The organism is Stenotrophomonas sp. 78350_Sma (assembly GCF_056482105.1).
Genome location: NZ_CM151182.1, coordinates 2,272,858 through 2,293,878, shown reverse-complemented (window position 1 = coordinate 2,293,878; position 21,021 = coordinate 2,272,858). Strand labels below are relative to the sequence as shown.

The 21,021-nt window shown below is 67.2% G+C and carries 24 protein-coding genes; all 24 read left to right on the top strand.

The annotated features are described in order from the left end of the window. Positions 1-45 precede the first annotated feature (45 nt). Entirely contained in the window at positions 46-1,224 is a 1,179-nt protein-coding gene (locus ACZK4H_RS10665) for a flagellin (protein ID WP_005413265.1), read from the top strand. 440 nt (positions 1,225-1,664) lie between these two features. Continuing rightward, positions 1,665-3,083: a flagellar filament capping protein FliD gene (gene fliD, locus ACZK4H_RS10660; protein ID WP_099552279.1), complete on the top strand. Its 1,419-nt coding sequence runs from the start codon at positions 1,665-1,667 to the stop codon at positions 3,081-3,083. Between the two features lie 128 nt (positions 3,084-3,211). After that, entirely contained in the window at positions 3,212-3,628 is a 417-nt protein-coding gene (gene fliS / locus ACZK4H_RS10655; protein ID WP_049448908.1) for a flagellar export chaperone FliS, read from the top strand. After that, entirely contained in the window at positions 3,625-3,918 is a 294-nt protein-coding gene (locus tag ACZK4H_RS10650; RefSeq protein WP_099552280.1) for a hypothetical protein, read from the top strand. The genes fliS and ACZK4H_RS10650 overlap by 4 nt, the downstream gene beginning before the upstream one ends. Then, complete coding sequence (locus tag ACZK4H_RS10645) at positions 3,915-4,493, top strand: PilZ domain-containing protein (protein WP_099552281.1); 579 nt, start codon at positions 3,915-3,917, stop codon at positions 4,491-4,493. Before ACZK4H_RS10650 ends, ACZK4H_RS10645 begins: the two co-directional genes overlap by 4 nt. 92 nt (positions 4,494-4,585) lie before the next feature. Next, entirely contained in the window at positions 4,586-5,218 is a 633-nt protein-coding gene (locus ACZK4H_RS10640) for a response regulator (protein ID WP_005413261.1), read from the top strand. A 285-nt stretch (positions 5,219-5,503) separates the two neighbouring features. Further along, the gene (gene rpoN / locus ACZK4H_RS10635; protein ID WP_099552282.1) at positions 5,504-6,913 is read left to right on the top strand and encodes an RNA polymerase factor sigma-54; all 1,410 of its coding nucleotides are present in this window, start codon (positions 5,504-5,506) and stop codon (positions 6,911-6,913) included. A gap of 14 nt (positions 6,914-6,927) precedes the next feature. After that, entirely contained in the window at positions 6,928-7,305 is a 378-nt protein-coding gene (locus ACZK4H_RS10630; protein WP_005409556.1) for a response regulator, read from the top strand. Continuing rightward, positions 7,302-8,807 carry a sigma-54 dependent transcriptional regulator gene (locus tag ACZK4H_RS10625; RefSeq protein ID WP_099552283.1) on the top strand — a complete coding sequence of 502 codons (1,506 nt, stop codon included), beginning with the start codon at positions 7,302-7,304 and terminating at the stop codon, positions 8,805-8,807. The genes ACZK4H_RS10630 and ACZK4H_RS10625 overlap by 4 nt, the downstream gene beginning before the upstream one ends. Positions 8,808-9,007: 200 nt before the next feature. Beyond that, a complete protein-coding gene (locus tag ACZK4H_RS10620; protein WP_099552284.1) occupies positions 9,008-9,430 on the top strand; it encodes a hypothetical protein in 423 nt (140 codons plus the stop codon). Positions 9,431-9,823: 393 nt separating this feature from the next. Further along, entirely contained in the window at positions 9,824-10,189 is a 366-nt protein-coding gene (gene fliE / locus ACZK4H_RS10615; RefSeq protein ID WP_005409552.1) for a flagellar hook-basal body complex protein FliE, read from the top strand. A gap of 13 nt (positions 10,190-10,202) precedes the next feature. After that, positions 10,203-11,849 (top strand): flagellar basal-body MS-ring/collar protein FliF, encoded by a 1,647-nt coding sequence (gene fliF, locus ACZK4H_RS10610; RefSeq protein WP_099552057.1) that lies wholly within the window; start codon positions 10,203-10,205, stop codon positions 11,847-11,849. Positions 11,850-11,856: 7 nt separating this feature from the next. Beyond that, the gene (gene fliG, locus ACZK4H_RS10605; protein WP_024958226.1) at positions 11,857-12,843 is read left to right on the top strand and encodes a flagellar motor switch protein FliG; all 987 of its coding nucleotides are present in this window, start codon (positions 11,857-11,859) and stop codon (positions 12,841-12,843) included. Continuing rightward, on the top strand, positions 12,840-13,481 hold the full coding sequence (locus ACZK4H_RS10600; protein ID WP_099552058.1) for a FliH/SctL family protein: 642 nt from the start codon (positions 12,840-12,842) through the stop codon (positions 13,479-13,481). Before fliG ends, ACZK4H_RS10600 begins: the two co-directional genes overlap by 4 nt. Next, the gene (locus ACZK4H_RS10595; protein WP_099552059.1) at positions 13,478-14,863 is read left to right on the top strand and encodes a FliI/YscN family ATPase; all 1,386 of its coding nucleotides are present in this window, start codon (positions 13,478-13,480) and stop codon (positions 14,861-14,863) included. The genes ACZK4H_RS10600 and ACZK4H_RS10595 overlap by 4 nt, the downstream gene beginning before the upstream one ends. A 3-nt stretch (positions 14,864-14,866) precedes the next feature. Further along, positions 14,867-15,334 carry a flagellar export protein FliJ gene (gene fliJ / locus ACZK4H_RS10590; RefSeq protein ID WP_005413256.1) on the top strand — a complete coding sequence of 156 codons (468 nt, stop codon included), beginning with the start codon at positions 14,867-14,869 and terminating at the stop codon, positions 15,332-15,334. Then, on the top strand, positions 15,334-16,497 hold the full coding sequence (locus ACZK4H_RS10585) for a flagellar hook-length control protein FliK (RefSeq protein ID WP_099552060.1): 1,164 nt from the start codon (positions 15,334-15,336) through the stop codon (positions 16,495-16,497). The genes fliJ and ACZK4H_RS10585 overlap by 1 nt, the downstream gene beginning before the upstream one ends. A gap of 186 nt (positions 16,498-16,683) precedes the next feature. Continuing rightward, positions 16,684-17,199, top strand: a complete 516-nt coding sequence (locus tag ACZK4H_RS10580; protein ID WP_099552061.1) for a flagellar basal body-associated FliL family protein — start codon at positions 16,684-16,686, stop codon at positions 17,197-17,199. Between the two features lie 10 nt (positions 17,200-17,209). After that, the gene (fliM, locus tag ACZK4H_RS10575) at positions 17,210-18,214 is read left to right on the top strand and encodes a flagellar motor switch protein FliM (RefSeq protein ID WP_099552062.1); all 1,005 of its coding nucleotides are present in this window, start codon (positions 17,210-17,212) and stop codon (positions 18,212-18,214) included. Continuing rightward, on the top strand, positions 18,211-18,546 hold the full coding sequence (gene fliN / locus ACZK4H_RS10570; RefSeq protein WP_005409543.1) for a flagellar motor switch protein FliN: 336 nt from the start codon (positions 18,211-18,213) through the stop codon (positions 18,544-18,546). Before fliM ends, fliN begins: the two co-directional genes overlap by 4 nt. A gap of 17 nt (positions 18,547-18,563) precedes the next feature. Continuing rightward, the gene (gene fliO / locus ACZK4H_RS10565) at positions 18,564-18,962 is read left to right on the top strand and encodes a flagellar biosynthetic protein FliO (RefSeq protein WP_180848852.1); all 399 of its coding nucleotides are present in this window, start codon (positions 18,564-18,566) and stop codon (positions 18,960-18,962) included. A gap of 1 nt (position 18,963) precedes the next feature. Beyond that, entirely contained in the window at positions 18,964-19,743 is a 780-nt protein-coding gene (gene fliP / locus ACZK4H_RS10560) for a flagellar type III secretion system pore protein FliP (RefSeq protein ID WP_099552063.1), read from the top strand. An 84-nt stretch (positions 19,744-19,827) separates the two neighbouring features. Then, entirely contained in the window at positions 19,828-20,097 is a 270-nt protein-coding gene (locus ACZK4H_RS10555; protein ID WP_005413254.1) for a flagellar biosynthetic protein FliQ, read from the top strand. 13 nt (positions 20,098-20,110) lie between these two features. Next, positions 20,111-20,902: a flagellar biosynthetic protein FliR gene (gene fliR, locus ACZK4H_RS10550; protein WP_099552064.1), complete on the top strand. Its 792-nt coding sequence runs from the start codon at positions 20,111-20,113 to the stop codon at positions 20,900-20,902. Positions 20,903-21,021 lie beyond the last annotated feature (119 nt).

Here is a 21,021-nt window from a genome sequence, read left to right as displayed (position 1 = left end):
CCCGGATCCTGAAATACGTTCCACCTTCGCCAAAGGAAAAGCACCATGGCACAAGTCATCAACACCAATACGATGTCGTTGAATGCTCAGCGTAACCTGAGCACCAGCGGCAGCTCGCTGGCCACCACCATCCAGCGCCTGTCCTCCGGTTCGCGCATCAACAGCGCCAAGGACGACGCCGCCGGTCTGGCGATCTCCGAGCGCTTCGGCACGCAGATCCGCGGTACCGACGTTGCCATCCGCAACGCCAACGACGGCATCTCGCTGGCTCAGGTCGCCGAAGGTTCGCTGACCGAAATCGGCAACAACCTGCAGCGCGTCCGCGAGCTGTCGGTGCAGGCCTCCAACGCCACCAACTCGGCCAGCGACCGCAAGGCGCTGCAGGCTGAAGTGACCCAGCTGGTCTCGGAAATCGACCGCGTCGCCAAGCAGTCGGACTTCAACGGCACCAAGCTGCTGGACGGCACGTTCTCCAGCCAGCTGTTCCAGGTCGGCGCCAATGCCGGCCAGGCCATCGCCATCGACAAGACCATCGATGCGAAAGCGGGTTCGCTCGGCACCTCGACCTTCGCAAGCGGTGCAACTGACGTACTGGCCGCCAGTACCGACGGCTCGCGCATTACCGGCAAGGTAATGGGCGTGGACATCGGCACCGTCGAGATCAAGGCCGGCGCCACCACTGCCGACGCGTCCAAGGCTGTCGCCACGGCGATCAACGCAAAGATCGGCGAAGCCGGCCTCTATGCCGAGGCGAATGCCGACGGCTCGATGAAACTGACCTCGGTGAAGGAAGGCAAGGCCGTCGTCGCTGCCGACATCGCGCTTGAGCGCAGCGATCTGACCGCCGCGACCGGCGTGTGGAGCGCGAAGACTGCAGCCGGTGCTTACACCGCTGGCACCGCCACCGCCGCCAACGTGCAGAAGCTGGACGTGAGCACGGTGCTTGGTGCACAGCAGGCAATGGAAGTGGTCGACAAGGCCCTGGGTGCGATCAACAGCACCCGCGCCGACCTCGGCGCGATCCAGAACCGCTTCACCTCGGTCGTGGCCAACCTGCAGACCTCGTCGGAAAACCTGTCGGCGTCGCGCAGCCGCATCAAGGACACCGACTTCGCCAAGGAAACCGCTGAGCTGACCCGCACCCAGATCCTGCAGCAGGCCGGTACGGCCATGCTGGCCCAGGCCAACCAGGTGCCGCAGGGCGTGCTCAGCCTGCTGCGCTGATCCACGGCAAGAAGGCGCCGCTACCGTCGGATCGAACCGACGGTAGCGGCAACCCGGAAGCCACGGTGCACGAAGGCGCGGGCCATGCCCGGCCCGGGATCGCTCCCGAACCGGCTTGGCATCGCCCGCTCCTGCGGACCTCTCTTTCAGCGCTGTACCTTTGACTGTACGTACCGGGCGGCTTCGTCTCCCCCCGATTGTCAGTAGCCTGATCCCTCCCCTGCCTTGGGGGAGGGTTTTTTGCAGACTCCCGGCAGCCTGCGGTGATTCCACCCGCACCCTGCCCCAACCCTCCTGCAAACCGCGTGCCAGATCCGCCGCCAGACAACTGGCACGGCGCATGCATCAACGAAGTCCTCAAGACCCAGCGGCGCAGGCCGCTATTTTCGTTGACGACGGGCCACCGCACGGCGGCCAGGCCCGGATACCAGGAGAATCACATGGCAAGCTTTGGATACGGTGGCATTGGCTCGGGGCTCAACATCTCGGACATCGTCAACCAGCTGGTCGCAGCCGACCGCAAGCCCGCCGACAATGCGCTGAACCTGCAGCAGTCCAAGGCCAAGATGCAGCTGTCGTCGATCGGCACCGTCACTTCGGCCTTCGACAAGCTGAAGACTGCACTGACCGCACTGAAGGCCACCACCGCCTTCGATACCCGCACGGTGACCGCCACCGGCAAGGCGCAGCCCGCCAACACCGACGACGTGCTGACGGCCTCGGTGGCGCTGTACGACCTGGGCACGACCAAGGCAGCAGCCTCCAATGGCACGCATCAGGTGGAGGTGAAATCCCTTGCCACCGCACACAAGCTGATTGCCAATACCTCGGTGGGGAAGACCGACACCTTCGGCGCCGGAACCTTGACGCTGACCGTTGGTGTGGGCGACAAGGCAAAGACGATGAAGGTCGAGGTGGAAGCCGGCGATACGCTGACCACCGTGCGGAACAAGATCGACGCCGCAGGCCGCAAGGAAGGCGTGCAGGCGACCTTGATCGCCTCGGGCGACAACCAGTACCTGTCGATCGCCCAGGAAAAGACCGGTGCCGCCAATGCCATCAAGCTCGAGTACGGCGGCAGCGACCCGAAACTGAGCGCACTGGTGGGCAGCCTGCAGGAAAACACCGCGGCAGCCGATGCCGAGCTGACCATCGATGGCGTCACGGTGGTCAGCGCCAGCAACACCGTGGCCGATGCCGTGCCGGGCCTGACCCTGAACCTCAAGGTCAAGGGCAAGAGCACCGTCGTGATCAGCACCGATACCACTGCAGCCACCAAGGTGATGCAGGAGTTCGTGACCGCCTACAACGCAGCAATCGCGGCGATCAACACCGAGACCAAGTACGACGCCAAGACCAAGGAAGCCGCCACGCTGACCGGCGACGCGCAGATGCGTGGTGCCTCCAGCCAGTTGCGCTCGGTGATGTCGGGCGTGTTGAAGGAGCTGTCCGCCGATGGCCTGGACCCGAAGACGCTGGGACTGCAGACGCGCGGCTATCCCAACGCCGACGGCAGCCTGGTGCTGGACGCCACCAAGTTTGCCGCCGCGCTGGCCAGCCAGCCCGAGAAGATCCGCTCGGCGATCACCGGCGACACCGGTGGTGCCGGCACGCTGTACACCATGGTCGACGGCTACGTCAGCACCACGGTCGGCAAGGAAGGCGCCTTCGTCGCCCGCACCAAGGGCCTCAACACCACGCTGGACAACATCGACAAGCGCCGCAAGGACCTCGACACGCGCATGAAGAACGTGGAAGAGCGCTACAAGAAGCAGTTCATCGCGCTGGACAGCCTGATGGGCAAGCTGCAGCAGAGCAATACGTCGCTGCAGCAGCAGCTGGCACAGCTGAACCGCTAAAGGACGGCGTACAACGCTCAAGTTTGGCGTGCAACGCACCGATAACGGACGCAACAGCAATCAACGCCGCACCGCCGGCAACGGTCCCCACGACCTGCCGGCGGCACCCAGCGCAAGGAGAATCACGAATGTACGGTTCCAGCCGTCAATATGCCGAGCAGTACCGCCAGGTGGGAGTGACCAGTGCGGTTGCCGACGCCGATCCGCACAAGCTGGTGGCGATGCTGCTGGCCGGCGCGCTGGAGCGCGTGCGGCGCGCCCTGGCCAGCCTCGAGCGTGGCGACCAGGCCGGCAAGGGCAAGGCGATCGGTGAGGTCTGCGCGATCGTCGGCCACCTCAATGGCTCGCTGGATCATGAGGCCGGCGGTGAAATCGCCGGAAATCTGTCGGCGCTCTACGACTACGTGCTGCAGCGCCTGACCGAGGCCAACCTGCACAACGACCGTGCCGCCCTCGACGAATCCCTGCAGCTGCTGGGCGAGATCGACAGCGCCTGGAATGCGATCCCGATGGAACAGCGCCGCCCGGCCGCGGTGGCACCATGAGCCTGCACGAACTGCACGCCCAGCTGGACGCCTTCGAAAAGGCCCTGGGCGAAGATGCGCTCGACCAGGCCGACAGCCTGCTCGATGGCCACGACAGCACGCTGCATGCCCTGCTCAGCCAGCCGCTGACCGTGGACGACCACGCCCCCCTCAGTGCGCTGTTCGAGCGCCAGCAGAATCTGCTGGGCCTGCTGCGCCAGCGCCGCGATGCAGTGGCTGCACTGATGAATGACGGCCAACGCTCCCTTCGCGCGGCGCATGCCTACCTGCAGGCAGAATCGCTGGCATGACCCAACTGCCGACAACGTCGCTGCACCATCCCGCCGAAAGCGAGCTGTTCGACGAAACGCTCAGCTGCGAGCTTGCACTACCCGCCGAATTCCAGGCAGGCAGTGGCGGCGGCCGTACCGGCAGTGCCGAGGGCCTGCTGCGCAGCCTGGCCCTGGTTGAAGACAGCCGCGTTGACGAGCATGACGACCGCAATGAAGCCAGCCTGCAATTGCAGCGGCTGGAGGCGAAGCTGGATCTGGCGATGGTGTTGCTTGGCCGACTGGTCCGCCAGCAGGGCCAGGAACTGACCCTGCGCCCGGTGCGCTGGTCGCGTCGCGGGATACGCCTGCAACTGGGCCCGCGCAGTGGTGCCAGCCCCGGCCAGGCGGGCCTGGTGCGCCTGCAGCCCAGCGACTGGCTGCCCGACCATATCGACCTGCCGGTGGAAGTGATTGCCGAAGCGGCCGATGGCGGCGGCGGCCACTACCTGTGGCTGCGCTTCCAGCGCCTTGGCGACGGCCTGGAAATGGCCATGGAACGCCACCTGTTCCGCCTCCACCGACGCCAGGTGGCCGAGGCACGCCGGGCGCGCTGAAACCTGCCACCATCACGCTTGGCGGGCAAGCCTTGGCGCGCCCGTTCAGCTAAGTTAAGGTGGACTCCCCTACACGGACCTGCTGCGTGCCTGTGCGAGTTCTCATCGTCGACGATCACACCCTGGTCCGCGCCGGCCTGGCGCGGCTTCTGCAGGGGTTTGCCGACGTGCAGCTGGTGGCGGAGGCCAGCAACGCCGAGCAGGCGCTGCAGCTGGCCCTGCAGCACGCACCGGACGTGGTGCTGATGGACCTGTCACTGCCGGGCCGTACGGGCCTGGAAGCGCTCAGCGATATCCGGCTGCGCGCGCCCGGTACCCGGGTTGTGATGATGACCATGCATGACGATGCCGCGCACGTGCGCGATGCACTTGACCGCGGCGCGGTCGGGTTCGTGGTCAAGGACGCGGCGCCGCAGGAACTGGAACTGGCGCTTCGTGCGGCGCATGCCGGCCAGGTGTTCCTGAGCCCGCAGATCTCCGCCAAGATGCTGGCACCGATGCTCGGCCGCGAGAAACCCACCGGCATCGCCGCACTGTCGCCACGCCAGCGCGAGATCCTGCGCCGCATCGGCAAGGGCGAGAGCAACAAGGAAATCGCCGCCGACCTCGGCATCAGCGTCAAGACGGTGGAAACCCACCGCGCACGCATGATGGAATCACTGGGCTGCCGTCGCGCCAACGATCTGCTGCTGCTGGCTGCGCGCCACCAGCACGAGCTGGAGTGATTGCCTGCGAATGAGGTCAGCGCTGCACCGGCGACGAATTCCCGTCACCCTGACACGCCCCGACAGGAATCCGTACACGGCGCAGCCTGATCAACCCTGCACTCGCACCGGAAATCAGCAACTTAGCGGCGATCATCGTCAACATTCCGCGTCAATGTAGGGAATTCCCCCACACCCTGTCAGGACATTCACGAAGCCCCTCAGGAACCCCCTGATTCCGCCCTCGCCGGATCAAAAGCAAGATGCGTTCCACAAGGCGCCGGGGAGCGGTGCCGGGGAACCACGATGAAGGCTGCACTCTCGACCCAGCTGGGCCAACAACTTCACCTCACCCCGCAGCTGCTGCAGTCGATCCGGCTGCTGCAGCTCGATGGCCTGCACCTGGAACAGGAAATCCAGCGACTGCTGGACTCCAACCCGCTGCTGGAGATCGAAGAGGCCGAAGCGCCGGCCGCCGATGCCACCGAGGTCGCCGCCACCACGCTGGAGACGGCTGCGTTCGATGAGCTCCCGGAGTCCTCGATGTGGGACGTGGCCGGTACCAGCTGGCAGGACGGCGACGATGATCGCATGGCGCGCATCGCCGCCGGCGAATCGACCGACCCGCAGCTGCGCGTGCTGCAGCGCCTGTCGCTGGACATGGACGATCGCCAGCTGGCTGTCGCAGCATTCTGGCTCGATCACTGCGACGAGGCCGGCTACCTGCAGGCACCGCTGGACCAGCTGCAGTTGCTGGCCAGCGCCCAGTTCGACATCGCTGCCGACGGCGTCGAAGCCATCCGCCAGCAGCTGCTGCACGGTGAACCGGCCGGCATGGCCGCGCAGGACCTGCGCGAGGGCCTGCAGGCGCAGCTGCGCAGCCTGCACGGCGTGGTACCTGCCCGCCACCTGGCCACGCGCATCCTGGACGGCGCGCTCGATGCGCTTGCCGCACATGATTACCCCGCCCTCGCCCGCCAGCACGACGCCGAAATCGACGACGTGCGCGAAGCGGTACGCCTGATCCTGTCGCTGCAGCCACGCCCGGGCGACAGCCTGCTGCCGGAACGCAATGCCGTTGTGGTTCCGGACGTGGTCGCCTGGCACGCCGATGGCCAGTGGAAGGTGGCATTGAACCCGACGACCAGCCGCCGCGTCTCCATCAACAGCCAGTACGAACAGGCCCTGGCAGAGACCAGCGAGGCCGCCCCGGCACTGCGCGAAATGCTGCAGGAAGCGCGCTGGTTCAGCCGCGGCCTGTCGATGCGCTACGACACCCTGCTGCGCACCGCGCGAGTGATCGTCGAGCGCCAGGCCGCGTTCCTGGTGCGTGGCGAGGAAGCCATGGCGCCGTTGACCCTGAAGGAAGTGGCCGAAGAAATCGGCATGCACGAATCCACCGTTTCGCGCATCACCACCGGCAAGTTCCTGCAGACCCCGCGCGGCACCTTCGAACTGAAGCACTTCTTCGCCGTGCGCCTGGAGGGCGCCAGCGTCTCCGGCCAGGCCGTGAAGGCCATGGTCCGTCGCCTGATCGACGCCGAACCGGCCGGTCGGCCGCTGGCCGACGAGGCCATCGCCGGCCTGCTGTCGCGCCAGGGGGTGAACATTGCCCGCCGAACCGTCGCAAAATACCGAGAACAACTGGACATCGCCCCGGCCCGTGAACGGCGCCGGCTCGGCGCCAGGCAACCGCTGTTGGCCCGGGTGGGCTGAAAAGGATGTTGGACATGAACAAGCTCACGGTCCTGCTGGTCGATGACCACGAGGGCTTCATCAATGCGGCGATGCGCCACTTCCGCAAGATCGACTGGCTGCAGATCGTCGGCAGCGCCGGCAACGGCCTGGAAGCGATCGAGCGTTCGGAAACGCTGCGCCCGCAGGTCGTATTGATGGATCTGGCAATGCCGGAGATGGGTGGCCTGCAGGCCACCCGCCTGATCAAGTCGCAGGACGATGCACCGTACATCGTGATCGCCAGCCACTTCGACGATGCCGAGCACCGCGAGCATGCGCTGCGTGCCGGTGCCGACAATTTCGTCAGCAAGCTGTCCTACATCCAGGAAGTCATGCCGATCCTGGAAGGCCTCAGGGAGGAACAGTCGTGAGCGAATCGCGCATCCTGGTGCTGGACAACGACGCCGTGCGTGCAGAGCGCACCGTTGCCCTGCTGGAATTCATGGACTTCAACCCGCGCTGGGTCTCCGACGCGGCCGACTTCGATCTGGGCCGGCAGCGCCAGAACGATTGGATGGCGGTGATCGTCGGCTGCCTGGACGACAACGCGGCCAGCACTGCACTCTACAACTGGCTGGGCGGCAGCAGCTTGCCACCGCCGGTGCTGCTGGCCGATGGTGATGCCTCTGCATTCGCGCAGCAGCACGGCCTGCACGAAGCCAATATCTGGCCGCTTGAAACACCACTGCGCCACGCGCAGATGGAAGCCCTTCTGCGCCGCGCCAGCCTCAAGCGCCTGGACGCCGAGCACCAGGCCGGCGCCGCGCAGGATCAAGGCCCGACCGGCAACGGCGCGGCGGTGACTGCGTTGCGCACCATGATCGAGCAGGTGGCCGCATTCGATACCACCGTGCTGGTGCTGGGTGAATCCGGTACCGGCAAGGAAGTGGTATCGCGTGCAATCCATCAGCGCTCGCCGCGTCGTGACGGCCCGTTCGTGGCGATCAACTGCGGCGCCATTCCGGCCGACCTGCTGGAAAGCGAACTGTTCGGCCACGAAAAGGGTGCCTTCACCGGCGCACTGACCGCCCGCAAGGGACGTTTCGAAATGGCCGAGGGCGGCACCCTGCTGCTCGACGAAATCGGCGACATGAGCCTGCCGATGCAGGTGAAGCTGCTGCGCGTGCTGCAGGAGCGCAGTTTCGAGCGCGTGGGTGGCAACCAGACCATCCGCTGCAACGTGCGCGTGGTGGCCGCGACCCACCGCGATCTGGAAACGCGCATCGCCGAAGGCAAGTTCCGCGAGGATCTGTTCTACCGCCTGAACGTGTTCCCGATTGAAGTGCCCGCGTTGCGCGAGCGTCGCGAGGACCTGCCGGCACTGGTGGAGACCATCGCCGCGCAGCTGGCCCGCACCGGCCGTGGCGAAGTGCGCTTCACCCCGGAAGCCTTGCAGGCACTGGCCGGCTACGAATGGCCGGGCAACGTGCGCGAGCTGACCAACCTGGTCGAGCGCCTGGCGGTGCTGCACCCGGGTGGCTCGGTACGCGTGCAGGACCTGCCGGCCCGCTACCGTGGCGATGCGGCACTGGCCGCCGTCGCTGCGCCGGCACCGGCACAGCCCGCCGCCAGCGAAGAGCGACTGGACCTGCGCAGCTTCTCGTTCCACACGCCCGGCAGCGGTAACCAGCCGGCGCTGGAGCACGGCATCGCCGTCAATCGCCCGGCGGCACCGGCCGCACTGCCCGACGAGGGCATGGACCTGCGCAACCACATGGCCAGCATCGAACTGGGCCTGATAAACGAAGCACTGGAACGCACCCAGGGCGTGGTCGCCCACGCCGCCCAGCTGCTCGGCCTGCGCCGCACCACCCTGGTGGAAAAGCTGCGCAAGTACGGCATCGAGCGCGAGCAGGCCGAACTGGCCGGCTGACGCGCGTCACCAGCATGAAGGGGGCACGAACGCCTGGGCTTGCCCGGGCGTTCGTGTTTGTGGGGCCATAGTAGATCCACGCCATGCGTGGATAGAGACCGTGGCCGCGCGCTGACAACGCCGCGCATTTGCACAAATTCCTACAGACAACGTTGCCGCGTTCCGGAGGATGGAGTGGGACTTCCCAACGAGGTTCCACCATGCAACGCATCACCCTGCTCGCCGCCCTGCTGTTCCCGGCACTCGCCACCGCCACCGCCACCGACTGCACCCTGCCCGCCACACTGGACCAGCGCCAGTTCATCAACCTCAGCGACCCGCTGTACGCGCCCGACAACCCCAATGCCGGGCGCATGGTCCAGGTCAGCTTCGCCGGCAACCAGTACGTGCTGGACATCCTCGGCACCGACACCCGCATCGGCGGCGAATACCGCTACCAGCGTCTGGCCCCGCACATCGCGGAAATCGAGATGGTCGAAAGCCACCCCGCCGGCCCCGCCCGCTACACCCTGCTGCTGACCTGCCAGACCGACCGCCAGGGCCGCTTCATCTACACCCAGCACGACGGCCCCATCGCACCGCGCCAACGCCAGAATTCCGGCCACTGGACCCTGCAGCCGTAGGACAGAAAACCGACGCCGGTTAAATGGCGCCTCCAATGGGGTCAGAGCGTGTCGACCAAGGTCGACACCCACCAGAGCAGGATGCCGTCCTGACAGATCGCGGAGGTCTGTCGAAGGCGGGGTGGGTCCGGTTGCGGGGGTGTCCGCGGCATGGATGCCGCGGCCAAGCCCCCAGGGACGGGTTTACGGCGTCCCCCGTAACCGGACCCACCCCGCCAACCCACGGACAGCCCGCCGTTGACCTTGACGTTGACGTGGCCTCGGCGGGTACAGGGCGCAGCCCTGCCACCAAACACCCACACCCTCACTTCACTGAATCGAAAACCGGTTTCGGCACGGCACTTGCACTGCTCCAGCAGACAACCCCATCCCCTGTTTCTGGAACCGTTGCAGATGTCCCACTCCGTCACTTCGATCCTTTCGCAGATCCGCTCCTATCAGACCCAGATGGGACAGCCGGCGCTCAACCCGCTGGGCGAAACGCCGCGCAGCAACGCCCTGCCGGGCACGGTGCTGGACGCGCCGCAGGCCCAGCCGGCCAGCTTCACCGAAACCCTGCGTGGTGCGATTGCCGGCGTCAACGATGCGCAACAGAAGTCCGGCGCCCTCGCCAAGGCCTTCGAAATGGGCGACCCCAGCGCCGACCTGGCCAAGGTGATGGTCGCCTCGCAGCAGTCCCAGATCGCCTTCCGCGCCACCGTGGAAGTCCGCAACCGTCTCGTCCAGGCTTACCAGGACGTGATGAACATGCCGCTGTAAGGAACATTGACGCATGGCACTGACGCTCTCCAAGGACAGCCTGAACGCCGAGAAGGCCGGGCAATGGTTCGACCGCCTGCAGAGTCTGCAGATCACCCGTCGGCTGGGCCTGATGGCGATGATCGCGGTGGCGGTGGCGGCAGGCCTGTCCGTGTTCTTCTGGTCGCAGAAGCCGGGCATGGTCCCGCTGTACACCGGCCTGGACCAGAAGGCGACCGCTGAAGCGACCGACCTGCTGCGCGCCGCACAGATTCCGTTCGCGCTCGATCCCGCCACCGGCGGCATCACCGTGCCGGAAAAGAACCTGCACGACGCCCGCCTGAAGCTGGCCGGCTCCGGCCTGACCGACAGCGGCAAGCTCGGCTTCGAGCTGATGGAGCGCGACCCCGGCTTCGGTGTCAGCCAGTTCGTGGAAAGCGCGCGCTACCAGCACGCGCTGGAAACCGAGCTGTCGCGCACCATCAACACGCTGCGCCCGGTGCGGGATTCGCGCGTGCACCTGGCCATTCCCAAGCCCAGCGCCTTCACCCGCCAGCGCGATGTCGCCAGTGCTTCGGTGACCCTGGAACTGCGCGGCGGCCAGCAGCTGGAACGCAGCCAGGTGGACGCCATCGTGCACATGGTTGCGGCCAGCATCCCGGATCTCGCCCCGGAACGGGTCACCGTGGTCGACCAGAGCGGGCGCATGCTCAGCATCACCGACCCCAACAGCGAGGCGGCGGTCAACGCGGCCCAGTTCGAACAGGTGCGCCGCCAGGAAACCTCGTTCAACCAGCGCATCCGCGAGCTGCTGGAACCGATGACCGGTCCTGGCCGGGTCAACCCGGAAGTGAGCGTGGACATGGATTTCTCGGTGACCGAGGAAGCCCGCGAGCTCTATAACGGCGAGCCGCAGAAGCTGCGCAGCGAGCAGATGAGCGAGAACACCACCAGCACCCCGGGCCCGCAGGGCGTGCCGGGCGCGACCAGCAACAGCCCGCCGGGCCAGCAGGCCGCACCGGCCACCGCACAGACCCCGACCGAAAGCAGCAAGAACGCCACCCGCAACTACGAGCTGGACCGCACCCTGCAGCACACCCGCCAACCGGCCGGCCGCATCAAGCGCGTCTCGGTGGCGGTGCTGGTCGACAACGTGCCGCGCGCCGGTGCCAACGGCAAGGTTGCCCCGCAGCCGCTGTCGGCCGCCGAACTGACCCGCGTCGAGGCGCTGGTGAAGCAGGCCGTCGGCTTCAACGCCGAGCGCGGCGATACCGTGTCGGTGATGAATGCCCCGTTCGTGCGGGATACCACGCCGGTCGAAGGCCCGGCCTGGTGGGAACTGCCGTGGGTGCACGATGCCGGCCGCATGCTGCTCGGCGCGGTGGTGGTGCTGGCGCTGCTGTTCGGCGTGCTGCGCCCGGCGCTGCGTGCCATCACCGGCCAGAACAAGAAGAACGACGAGCACGCACTGGAACCGCATACCGCGGACGTGCAGCTGGTGGATGACGATGGCACCCCGCTGCCGGCGCTGGGCGCCGACCGGGCCAGCCTGGCCGGACCAGACGCACTGGCCCTGCCGGTGGATTCATATGAGGAACGACTGCGGATGGCGCGTGAAGCCGTGAAGACCGACTCCAAGCGCGTGGCCCAGGTGGTCAAGGGCTGGGTGGCCAATGACTGAGCCGCAATTGACCGGCGTGCAGCGCGCGGCCGTACTGCTGCTGTCCCTGGGTGAGTTGGACGCGGCCGAGGTGCTGCGCCACATGGAACCCAAGGAAGTGCAGAAGATCGGCATCGCCATGGCCACCATGACCGACATCACCCGCGAGCAGGTGGAACGGGTGATGGACCAGTTCGGCCAGGAACTGGGCTCGAAGACCTCGCTGGGCGTGGGCTCGGACGACTACATCCGCAACATGCTGGTGCAGGCACTGGGCAGCGAGAAGGCCGGCAACCTGATCGACCGCATCCTGCTTGGCCGCAATACCACCGGCCTGGACGCACTGAAGTGGATGGACCCGCGCGCGGTGGCCGACCTGGTGCGCAACGAACACCCGCAGATCATCGCCATCGTGATGGCGCACCTGGAAACCGACCAGGCTGCCGACGCGCTGAAGCTGCTGCCCGACCGCACCCGCGTCGACGTGCTGCTGCGCATCGCCACCCTCGACGGCATTCCGCCGAACGCACTCAATGAACTCAACGAGATCATGGAGCGCCAGTTTGCCGGCAACCAGAATCTGAAGTCATCCAACATCGGCGGCGTGCAGTGCGCGGCCAACATCCTGAACTTCATGGACAGCGGCCAGGACCAGGCGATCCTGGGCGAGATCGCGCGCATCGACGCGCCATTGAGCAACCGCATCCAGGACCTGATGTTCGTGTTCGACGATCTGGTCGATCTGGACGATCGCGAAATGCAGCTGGTACTGCGCGAAGTGAGCGGCGAGCGCCTGGGCCTGGCCCTGCGCGGCGCCGACATCAAGGTGCGCGACAAGATCACCCGCAACATGTCGCAGCGCGCGGCCGAGATCCTGCTGGAAGACATGGAGGCCCGTGGCCCGGTGCGCCTGTCCGACGTGGAGGGCGCGCAGCGCGAGATCCTGGCCATCGTCAAGCGCATGGCCGATGAAGGCACCGTCACCATCGGTGGCAGCGCGGAGGCCATGCTGTGAGCAACGTCGTGCGCTGGCTTGCCCCGGACCTGCTGGCCCAGCCCGAACCGGCGCTGGATCAGGAGGATGCGTTCGAACTCACCGAGCCGGACCCGGAACACGAGCCGGAGCCACCGCTTCAGCTGCCGACCCTGGAGGAGATCCAGGCGATCCAGGACAGCGCGGAGAAGGAAGGCTTCCAGCACGGCCATGCCGACGGTTATGGCCAGGGCCAGGCCGAGGTACGTCGCCTCGCTGCGCAGATCGAGGGCATCCTCGACAACTTCAGCCGGCCCCTGGTGCGGCTGGAAAATGAAGTGGTGGGTGCGCTCGGCGAGTTGGCCGTGCGCATTGCCGGTGCGCTGGTCGGGCGTGCCTACGAGGCCGACCCTGCGCTGTTGGCGCAGCTGGTCGGTGAGGCGATCGACGCAGTCGGCGGCAGCACCCGCGAAGTCGAAGTGCGCCTGCACCCGGACGACATCGCTGCCCTTGCCCCCCTGCTGAACCTCTCGCCGCAGCAACGACTGGTGCCCGACACCAGCCTCAGCCGCGGCGACCTGCGCGTGCACGCCGAAGCCGTGCGCATCGACGGCACCCTGGAAGCCCGCCTGCGTGGCGCGCTGGATGCAGTGATCCGCCAGACCGGAGCAGGCGCATGACGCCCGAATCGCAGCCAGCACCACCGCCGGCCGACTGGGCCGTGGCCCGCAACCTGCGCCTGGCCCGTCGCCTCGACGGCCTGCGCGTGGATACCGCGCATGGTCGTGGCCTGATCCGCGAGGGCGTGCTGCGCCGCGCGGTCGGGCTGACCCTGGAAGCGGTTGGCTGCGAGGCGCCGCTGGGCGCCAGCTGCAAAGTGGAAGTGGTCGACGGCGGCTGGGTCGATGCCGAAGTGGTGGGCTTCGCCGGCGAGCGCACGTACCTGATGCCCAGTGCCGAGCTTCACGGCCTGTTGCCCAACGCCCGCGTGGTGCCGTCGGCACGCCGCGGCGGCGTGGAAGTGGGCGAAGGCCTGCTTGGCCGGGTCATCGACAGCGATGGCGTGCCACTGGACGGCAAGGGTCCGATCCGCGCCGAAGGCCACGTCGGCATGGCCGGCGTCTCGATCAATCCGCTGGCACGTGAACCGATCACCCAGCCGCTGGACGTGGGCGTGCGCGCGATCAACGCGCTGCTGCCGATCGGCCGTGGCCAGCGCGTGGGCCTGTTCGCCGGTTCCGGCGTCGGCAAGTCCACGCTGCTCGGCATGATGACCCGCTACACGGCCGCCGACGTGATCGTGGTCGGCCTGATCGGTGAGCGAGGCCGCGAAGTGCGCGACTTCGTCGAGACCACGCTGGGCGAAGAAGGCCTGCGCCGCGCTGTGGTCGTGGCCAGCCCCGCCGACCGACCGCCACTGGCGCGCCTGCACGGCGCCTACCGTGCCACCGCCATCGCCGAGTGGTTCCGCGACCAGGGACTGAACGTGCTGCTGCTGATGGACTCGCTGACCCGCTTTGCCCAGGCACAGCGCGAAATCGGCCTGTCGGTCGGAGAGCCGCCGACAACCCGCGGCTACCCGCCGTCGGTGTTCGCCAAGCTGCCGGCGTTGGTCGAACGCGCCGGCAACGGCGCCAAGGGGCGTGGTTCGATCACGGCGTTCTACACCGTGCTGACCGAGGGCGACGATCCGCAGGATCCGATCGCCGATGCGGCACGCGCGATCCTCGATGGTCACATCCTGCTCTCTCGACGCGTCGCCGACAGCGGTCTGTACCCGGCCATCGACGTCGAATCGTCGGTCAGCCGCGTGGTCACGGAAATCGCTGACGAACCGTGGCGCCTGCGCATCCGCAAGTTGAAGCGACTGGTCTCGGCCTACTCGGCCAACCGTGACCTGATCGCGATCGGTGCTTACCAGCGCGGCAACGACGCGGCCACCGACGAAGCCCTGGAACGCTGGCCGGAAATCATGGAGTTCCTCGGCCAGGACGTTGCCAGGGCCGCAGATCTCCCGCACAGCCAGGCGGCACTGCAGCGCCTGGTGGAACAAGAGAGTTAAGCCATGAACCAGTCCAAGCGCATCGATCCCCTGCTCAAACGGGCCCAGGAACACGAGGACGCAGTCGCCCGAGACCTCGCCGAACGCCAGCGCGTGCTCGATACACATCTATCGCGACTGGACGAACTGCGACGTTATGCCGAGGAGTATGCAAATGCGCAGATGGCAGCGACCAGCCCGGCGCAGTTGCTGAACCGACGCGCTTTCCTGGACCGCCTGGATAGTGCCGTCGAGCAGCAGCAGGCCACGGTCAACGGCAACCGCGAGAAAGTGGAGGCCGAGCGTGCCCGCCTGATCCTGGCCAGCCGTGACAAGGCGGTGCTGGAGCAGCTGGCCGCGAGCTACCGCGCGCAGGAAAAGGTGGTGACCGACCGCCGCGACCAGCGCGAGATGGACGACATTGGTGCGCGCCGCGCGCGCCTGGTGCAGGCTGAAGACCAGGACGGCACCGAGCAGGGAGGCCGCTCGTGATGCCCGCCCCGCTCGCCAGCAGCGCCAATGCGCAGGCCCAGAATGCCGGCGGCAGTACAACGCGTGCGCCGCGCAGTGATGGCAGCAAGGAATTCAGCCAGCTGCTGCAGGGCGGCACGCCTGCCTCACCGGAACCGGCCACGCCAGCGTCGCCAGCCACGTCCACACCAAGCCCACCATCGACCGGCGACGGCAATGGCCAGGCGCCGGATGAGCGCAGCGCAGATGCACACACTCCCCCAGGCGACGCCACCGCCCCGCCGCCGCTGCCATCGATGACCGGTGGCCCCGGTACCGACAAGGACAAGCCCAACGCAGCAGAGGACGCTCCATGGCCCCCCCTGGGCCTGGCGGGCCTGGTGTTGGCCATGCCTACGCCCACCGACCCGGCGGCGGCTCTGCCCGCGGCTGCGGGTGCGGGTGCGCCGGCGCTCGCCAGTGACGGTACGGCGCTGCCCGCCACGACCGGGGCAGCACTGCCCGCCACCACCCCGGCTACCGTCGCCACACCAGCGGCTGACAACAAACCGTCGGCCGCCAGCACCGACGATGCCACGACCTTGCCACTGCCGGAGATGATCCTGCCCAGCGGCAAGCGCGGCGACCGCGGCGAGGGCAGCGACCCGGCCACGATCGGCGACCGTGGCGCTGCCCCGCTCCTGCACGCCCCTGCCCCGGCAGCCCTGCAGGATCTCAAGGCCGCGCTCACCGCCGGCAATGCAGTCTTCAACGGCGAACCGACGCCGAAGCCGGTGTTCGGCGACGACGGCTTCGACCAGGCCATCGGCGCACGCCTGGGCTGGCTGGCGGACCAGAAGATCGGCCACGCCCATATCCGCCTGAGTCCGGACGACATGGGCCCGGTGGACGTTCGCCTGCAGTTGAACGGCGACAAGGTACATGCCAGCTTCAGCAGCCCGCATGTGGACGTGCGGCAGGCACTGGAAAGCAGCCTGCCGCGCCTGCGCGAACTGCTGGGCGAGCAGGGCTTCCAGCTGGCACACGCTGATGTTGGCCACCAGTCGCCAGGCGGCGACGGCAATGCGTCGGGGCAGCCCGGCGCCGGCGGCATGGCCGGTGACGGAGAACCGTCGCCGGGCGACGCCAGCGTGTCGTCCACGCAGTTGATCCGCCAGCGCGGTTTGTTGGACGCGTACGCCTGACAGGCGTGCCAACCAAGGTTGGCACCCACCAGAAGGGGGCGGTCGGCACCCACCAGAGCAGAGGCAGCGTCGGGCCATGCCCGGCGGAATGCCGGGAACCCGACGGAATTCCGTCGCACCCCTTGGCCCCACCTTCGGCACGCCCTTTGCATATCCCGGTGAAGCAACCCTCAGGAGCTTCACCCCGTGGCCGCAGCCGCTGACAAAACCAAGAAGACCGCCGAGAAGGACAAGGCCACCAAGCCGCGCAGTCCGATCCTGATCACTGCCCTGGTGGCCGTGCTGGCCGCCGCAGCCGCCGGTGGCGGCGTCTGGTTCTTCACCCAGTCCAAGCACGAGGAAAAGGCCGCACAGGCGCCGAAGAAGGCGGCGACGCCGGCTCCGGCCCAGTACTTCGCGCTGGATCCGGCCTTCGTGGTCAATCTCAACGGCCCGGTCGATGGCCCGCGTTACCTGCAGCTGGAAGTGCAGCTGATGACGCGTGACCCGGCCGCACTGGAAGCGATCAAGACCCACGCCCCTGCCATCCGCGCGCGCCTGCTGATGCTGTTCTCGCAGGTCAGCCCCGACCAGATCGCCGATGTCGCAGGCAAGCAGAAGCTGCAGGCTGCGTCGTTGGCCGAAGTGCAGAAAGTGCTCAAGGCCGAGACCGGCAGCAATGGTGCCGACGACCTGCTGTTCACCAGCTTCGTGACCCAGTAAGGGCCCACCGATGAATGATCTGTTGTCCCAGGACGAGATCGATGCCCTGCTCCACGGCGTGGACAGCGGTGCGGTCGAGACCGATGCGGAACCACCGTCAGGCGAAGCGCGCTCATACGACTTCGCCAGCCAGGACCGCATCATCCGTGGTCGCATGCCGACCCTGGAAATGGTCCACGAGCGTTTCGCACGCTTGTGGCGGATCGGCCTGTTCAACCTGATCCGCCGCTCGGCGGAGCTGTCGGTGCGCGGCATCGAGCTGATCAAGTTCAACGACTACATGCACTCGCTGTATGTGCCGACCAACCTGAACCTGATCCGCTTCAAGCCGCTGCGCGGTACCGGCCTGATCGTGTTCGAGCCGACCCTGGTGTTCGCCATCGTCGACAACTTCTTCGGTGGCGACGGGCGTTACCCGACCCGCATCGAGGGCCGCGAGTTCACCGCCACCGAAATGCGCGTGATCCACCTGCTGCTGAAGCAGACCTTCGCCGACCTGCGCGAGGCCTGGGCACCGGTGATGGATGTCGACTTCGAGTACATCAACTCGGAGATCAACCCGCACTTCGCCAATATCGTGACGCCGCGCGAGTACGTGGTGGTGTGCCGCCTGCACGTCGAGCTCGACGGCGGTGGCGGCGACATCCACGTGACCCTGCCGTATTCGATGCTGGAGCCGATCCGCGAGCTGCTCGATGCCGGCATCCAGAGCGACCGCAATGATCGCGACGAGAGCTGGGGCCAGACCCTGCGTGAACAGCTCAACATCGCCGAAGTCACCCTGTCCAGCGTGCTGGCCAGCAAGCGCATGACCTTGCGCGACCTGACCCAGCTGAAGGTCGGCGACATCCTGCCGATCGACCTGAGCCCGCAGGTGCCGCTGTGCGTGGAGAACATTCCCGTGTTCACCGGCGAGTTCGGCATCGCCAACGGCATGAACGCCGTGAAGATCACCGCTACCCATCCGCCGGGCACCCGCCCGCGCGTACCCGTCATCCAGGAAGACCCGCAATGAACGATATCGACGCCCTCGAACCGACCCCGGCCCAGTTCAGCAGCCTGCAGGCCGATGAGGCGAACGGCCCGGACCTGAACCTGGACGTGATCCTCGACGTGCCGGTGACGCTGTCGCTGGAAGTCGGTCGCGCCCGGCTGCCGATCCGCAACCTGCTGCAGCTCAACCAGGGTTCGGTGGTGGAACTGGAACGTGGTGCCGGCGAGTCGCTGGATGTGTTCGTCAACGGCACCCTGATCGCCCACGGCGAAGTTGTGGTGATCAATGACCGCTTCGGCGTGCGCCTGACCGACGTGGTCAGCCCGAGCGAGCGGATCCGGAGACTGCGTTGAGCCTGCTGGCCTCCACCCTGCTGGCGGTCGGCAAGGCCGCCGCCCCGGTTGGCCCGCAGGTCGGCCAGCATGCGGCCGCCGCACCCAGCCTGTTCGGTGCAGTGCTGGCGCTGCTGGCAGTGCTGGCCCTGGTCATCGGCCTGGGCTGGCTGCTCAAGCGCATGCCCGGCAGCGGCTTCCGCCCTGCAGAAGGCATGAAGCTGGTGGCCAGCCTGAGTGTCGGCGCCAAGGAACGCGTGGTGGTGGTCGAGGTCAATGGCCAGCAACTGCTGCTGGGCGTCACCGCCGGCGGCATCAACACCCTGCATACCCTGCCCGAACCGTTGCCGCCACCGGCGCCGGTACGCGTGCCGGACTTCAAGAACCTGCCGAATTTCGCCCAGCTGCTGCAGCAGCGGCTGCGCAAGGACCCCTGACATGCGTGTCACCCGTACCCGTCTTGCCACCCTGATGCCGTGGCTGCTGTTGCTTGCCCTGTGCCTGTTGCCGGCACTGGCGCTCGCCGCGCCCGGCGCACCGACCACGCCACTGCCGGACATCAACGTCGGCAAGATCGGGGGTGCACCGGTCAGCCTGCCACTGCAGACCCTGCTGTTGATGACGGCGATCACCCTGATCCCGTCGATGCTGCTGGTGCTGACCTCGTTCACCCGCATCATCATCGTGCTGGGCCTGCTGCGCCAGGCGCTGGGCACCGGCCAGACGCCGTCCAACCAGGTGCTGCTGGGCCTGGCCCTGTTCCTCACCGCGATGATCATGCTGCCGACCTGGGACAAAGCCTGGAGCACCGGCATGGCGCCTTACCTCAACGGCGACATCGACTTCCAGACCGCCTGGACGCTGACCACCACGCCGCTGCGCGCCTTCATGCTGGCGCAGATCCGCGAGACCGATCTGATGACCTTCGCCGGTATCGCCGGGCACGGCACCTACGCCAGCCCCGATGCGATCCCGTTCCCGGTGCTGGTGGCCTCGTTCGTCACCAGCGAGCTGAAGACCGCCTTCGAGATCGGCTTCCTGATCTTCATCCCGTTCGTGATCATCGATCTGGTGGTGGCCAGCGTGCTGATGTCGATGGGCATGATGATGCTGTCGCCGATGCTGGTGTCGGCGCCGTTCAAGATCCTGCTGTTCGTGCTGGTCGATGGCTGGGTGTTGACCGTGGGAACGCTGGCGGCCAGCTTCAATCCGGCCTGATTCAACCCCGTAACGGCCGTCGAGCCTGGCTCGACGCTACACAAGCGTCGCCGGGCGTGGCCCGGCGCTACCGATGGAAAGACGATGTCTCCCGAACTTGCCCTGACCGAACTGCGTGGCGGCCTGATCACCGTGTTGTGGGTGGCCGGCCCGCTGCTGCTCACCGTACTGGTGGTGGGCGTGGTGGTCGGCGTCGTGCAGGCCGCGACCCAGCTCAATGAACCGACCATCGCCTTCGTTGCCAAGGCGGCGGCGTTGACCGCGGTGCTGTTCGCGCTCGGCAGCCTGCTGATCGGCCACCTGGTTGAATTCACCACGCTGCTGTTCCAGCGCATCCCGCACCTGATCGGCTAGGACACGCGCTTCGATGGACGCTGCCACCCAGATGGCTGCCGACGGCCTGCAGGCCTTCGGCATGATCGGCACCGTACTGTGGACCATGCTGCGCATCGGTGCGGTGGCCATGGCCATGCCCATGGTCGGCACCCGCGCGGTGCCGGCACGGATCCGCGTGATCCTGGCCGGCACCCTTGCCATCGCGTTGGCACCGCTGTTGCCACCGGTACCGGACTGGACCGGCTTCGATGCCGCCACCGTGCTGACCATCGCGCGGGAACTGGCCATCGGCGTGTCCATCGGCTTCCTGCTGCGCCTGGTGTTCGAAGCCGGTGCGCTGGCCGGCGAACTGATCGCCCAGGGCACTGGCCTGGCCTTCGCGCAGATGAGCGACCCACTGCGCGGCGGCACCTCCGGCGTGATCGGGCAGTGGTTCTACCTGATGTTCGGCCTGCTGTTCTTCACCGCCAATGGCCACCTCGCGCTGATCTCGCTGGTGGTGGACAGCTACCGGGCACTGCCGATCGGCGCCCCGCTGCCCGACCCGCACGCGTTCTTCAGCATTGCCCCGACCTTCCTGCTGACGGTCCTGCGCGGCGCACTGACCCTGGCAATACCGCTGACGGTGGCGATGCTGGCGGTCAATCTGGCGTTCGGCGTACTGGCCCGCGCCGCGCCGGCACTGAACCCGATCCAGCTGGGCCTGCCGGTCTCGTTGCTGCTGGGCCTGTTCCTGCTGGCCCTGCTGGCCGGCGAAATGGGCCCGCCGGTGCAGCGCCTGTTCGACGCCGCCTTCCAGGCTGCGGACGCGGTCACACACTGACCCGATCATCACGTTTTACTGCTTGCCCTTCCCCCGGGTCTGCGCGCTAGAGTGAATGCGCGGCAACCGGGGGGATGCCGCACATGGCCGCCGCCCTGCGTCGGCCTGCCTCATGCATG